This is a genomic window from Streptomyces chiangmaiensis (genome assembly GCF_036281785.1).
GTDB classification, from domain to species: Bacteria; Actinomycetota; Actinomycetes; order Streptomycetales; family Streptomycetaceae; genus Streptomyces; species Streptomyces chiangmaiensis.
The window spans coordinates 1-2,900 of record NZ_JAYWVC010000452.1 but is presented as its reverse complement, the minus strand read 5'-3'; the positions used below and the strand labels follow the sequence as shown (position 1 = coordinate 2,900).

The following is a 2,900-nucleotide window of genomic DNA, read 5'->3' as shown; positions in this document are numbered from 1 at the left end:
CGCCCTGGTTGTCTCGATGGCGCGGTAGCGGATGGGATGGTGGGCTCGCCACCGCTCGAGTCGGGTGAGCCGCGGCCTTCTCGAGGGATTCGGCACACGGGTGTCCTCGGATGCGTAACTGAAGGGGCGGCGGCCCGTCCGCAGGGTGACGGGCCGTCGTCGGCTGTCAGGCGGTTTGTGTCGGGGTGGTGGTGCGGCGGAGTTGGGGCAGGCAGATGATCAGTCCGCTGAGCAGGCCCAGGGCGCCGAAGAGCCAGTAGGCGTTGTGGAAGGCGTTGAGTGCGGTGCCGGCGGTGTGCGTGCCGAGGATGGCGGCGAAGAGGCTGACGCCGAGGACGGCGCCGAGTTGGCGGAAGCTCTGGTTGATCGCGGAGCCGACGGCGAACTGGGCGGGCGGCAGTGGCTTGGTGGAGGCGACGGACAGTGTGGGCAGGTTGATGCCGAGGCTGATTCCGGTGACCACCATGGCGGGCAGCCACAGGGCGACCACGTGCGTGTGGGTGGAGAGCGCCAGTGCGAGGGCGCCCTGGGCGAGGGCGAAGAGGACGGCCCCGGTGAGGAACACGACTTGGTGTCCGTGTTTGTGCACCATGCGGGTGGCGGGGCGGGCGGTGATCGTCGTCATGACGGGGTTGGGCAGGCAGGCCAGGGCGGCGATCAGTACCGAGTAGTGCCACACCGTCTGCAGGAAGATGAAGTTGCTCAGGAGCACGGCGAAGAACGCCAGGCCGAATACCAGTGAGGCCGCGTTGACCATCCGGAACTGGTGGACCTTGAACAGTGCCAGGTCCATCACGGGCCGGGCTGCGGTGCGGGTGCGCCATATGAAGACCGGCAGCAGTACGACGGCGACGACGAAGCGATCACGCGGGGGCTGGACCAGCCCCAGCTCGGGCCCTCGACGATGCCCAGGCTCAGCGCGGCGGGAATCACCGCGATCAGTACCGCCCCCACCGGGTCGGGGATTCCGCGGGCGCCCTGCTCGCGGGTCTCGCGCAGCAGTCGCAGTCCGACGGCGAGGACCAGCGCGCAGATCGGCACGTTCACCAGGAAGATCCAACGCCAGGAGGCGTACTCGATGAGCAGCGCGCCCAGGGTGGGGCCGACCGCGGCCGCGGCCGCGGCCATCGTGCCCCAGGTGCCGATGGCCGCAGGGCGGCGCGCGGGCGGGAACTCGGGCAGGACCAGGGCCAGCGAGGTCGGGATGGTCAGCGCGGCGAAGGCCCCCTGCAGCCCGCGGGCGATGATGAGCACTGTCGCGCTCGGGGCGAGCCCGCACAGCGCGCTCATCAGGGCGAAGCCGGTCATGCCGATGAGGAAGACCCGCTTGCGGCCGTACCGGTCGGCCAGGCGCCCGGCGGGTATCAGCGCCGCGGCAAAAACCAGGCTGTAGATGTTCAGCACCCAAGACAGGTGCCCGGTCGTGGTGTGGAAGCTGCGGCTGATCGTCTCGAAGGCCACGTTGACGATCGTGGTGTCGAGGAACACCACAAACGCACCGAGACTGCTCAGGGCGAGCACGCGCCGGGCGTGCCGGCGCGCCGCAGGGTCCTGGGGCTCGCCTTGGGCGATACCGCCCTGGGCCGCGCCCGTTGCTGCCCGCGGGGACGGATCGCTGGTAGTCCGCTCGGGGATGGACATGATGTGATGCTCCCAGTGAGTTGGAGTCTTCTACTTGTCTGGCCGTCAGGCGGTCAGCGGGTCGCGAGTCGCCGGGCATGTCGGCGACCGCTCGAAGGCGGCGAAACGACCAGCCGCCCATCGCTCGTTGCGGGCCGACGCCGAGCCGCCGAAGACGTTCCGGCGCCAGGCGCCCACCTCTCGCCCGACCCGACAGGAGCCGCTCCGCGGCCGCTCACGGGCGCGGAGCGGCTCCGTCGAGCACCGGCGGCACTTCGCCTTCCACGCGACAACTGATCTACCTGGACGACGCGGCGACCTCGCACAAGCCACGTCGGGTGCCGGACGCGCTCGACGCCCACCACGAGCGGCACGACGCCGACGCGCAAGTTCCGGCGCAGCAGGCCACGGCGCTCCACGAGGTCGCGGGCGAGAATGCCGCAGCGTTCGTCCGCGCACCGAGCCTTGATGAGGTGATCTTCTCCCAGAACGCGCTGGAGTCCCTCAACCTGGTCGCCGAGGTGCTCGGCCGGGCGCGGGAGCCCTACTGGGTGGACGCCGAGACAAGATCGTCATCGCGGAGACGAAGCACCACTGCGACGTCGTCCCGCGGAGGCCGCCCACCGAACCCGTGTCAACAGGCCGTCACATCGGCGACGGAGAGCTACTTGTCGCTTCGCCGTAGCTTCAGGAGAGCAGTGCCGAGAAGCTCGCAGGAGGGCGCTGGCGAGTGCGCAGGAGAACGCCGGGCGGCGTTGCGGGTCAGTGTGGGTGGTCGTGGTCGTGGTCGTGGTTGTGGTCGTGGTTGTGGTCGTGATCGTCCCGGTGGTCGTGGCCTGGGGGTCGTTGCGCCAAGGCTTGGGCGCGTGTGGTGACCTCGTTCGTGGACACGGCGCAAAGGCCGGTGACCACGTCCTCCAGGGCGGCGAGCCAGAGCCGGTAGTAGTCGTACGGTTCATCCTGGACCGCTGATTCCTCCCAGGCTTTGATCCGCGCGATCAGTGCGTCCCGGAATTCCGGCCAGGTGAAGGCGCCTGCCCCGTGGAGGCTGACGGCCATGCCGAAGGCGCGGCTTTCCCACGGCTCGGCAAACACCAACTCCCCGTTGGAGCGGGGCGGTGCAGCCGGGCCCTCGATGTCCAACGGCGCGGTCACGACGCTTCGACCTTTGCCACACCGACCATCGAGTCCCTCGACACCAACGGCACGAGCTCCTCCTCAGTCAGGTGCTCGGTGCCGGCCGGGCGCTCGGGCAGCACCAACCAGCGGACCTCGCTGGA

4 protein-coding genes and 1 pseudogene are annotated in these 2,900 nt (G+C 69.7%); 1 reads left to right on the top strand and 4 read right to left on the bottom strand.

From position 1 onward, the window contains the following. Positions 1 to 166 precede the first annotated feature (166 nt). Positions 167 to 793: an MFS transporter gene (locus VXC91_RS44245; protein ID WP_329512991.1), complete on the bottom strand. Its 627-nt coding sequence runs from the start codon at positions 791 to 793 to the stop codon at positions 167 to 169. Beyond that, positions 793 to 1,641, bottom strand: a complete 849-nt coding sequence (locus tag VXC91_RS44240) for an MFS transporter (RefSeq protein WP_329512990.1) — start codon at positions 1,639 to 1,641, stop codon at positions 793 to 795. The genes VXC91_RS44245 and VXC91_RS44240 overlap by 1 nt, the downstream gene beginning before the upstream one ends. A gap of 266 nt (positions 1,642 to 1,907) precedes the next feature. Here VXC91_RS44240 and VXC91_RS44235 point away from each other — a divergent pair. Further along, positions 1,908 to 2,230: pseudogene (locus tag VXC91_RS44235) on the top strand (aminotransferase class V-fold PLP-dependent enzyme); the annotation flags it as partial. 152 nt (positions 2,231 to 2,382) lie between these two features. Here the strand turns inward: VXC91_RS44235 and VXC91_RS44230 are convergent. Both VXC91_RS44230 and VXC91_RS44225 read right to left on the bottom strand, forming a co-directional pair. Further along, positions 2,383 to 2,775 carry a nitrile hydratase accessory protein gene (locus VXC91_RS44230; RefSeq protein WP_329512989.1) on the bottom strand — a complete coding sequence of 131 codons (393 nt, stop codon included), beginning with the start codon at positions 2,773 to 2,775 and terminating at the stop codon, positions 2,383 to 2,385. Continuing rightward, positions 2,772 to 2,900: nitrile hydratase subunit alpha (locus VXC91_RS44225; RefSeq protein ID WP_329512992.1), on the bottom strand; the 129-nt coding region annotated here is incomplete at its 5' end. The genes VXC91_RS44230 and VXC91_RS44225, both read right to left, overlap by 4 nt.

What these genes read in the sequence shown, in the direction of transcription:
- VXC91_RS44245 (WP_329512991.1), bottom strand. Translation starts at nt 793, where the DNA reads ATGGACCTGGCACTGTTCAAGGTCCACCAGTTCCGGATGGTCAACGCG.
- VXC91_RS44240 (WP_329512990.1), bottom strand. Translation starts at nt 1,641, where the DNA reads ATGTCCATCCCCGAGCGGACTACCAGCGATCCGTCCCCGCGGGCAGCA.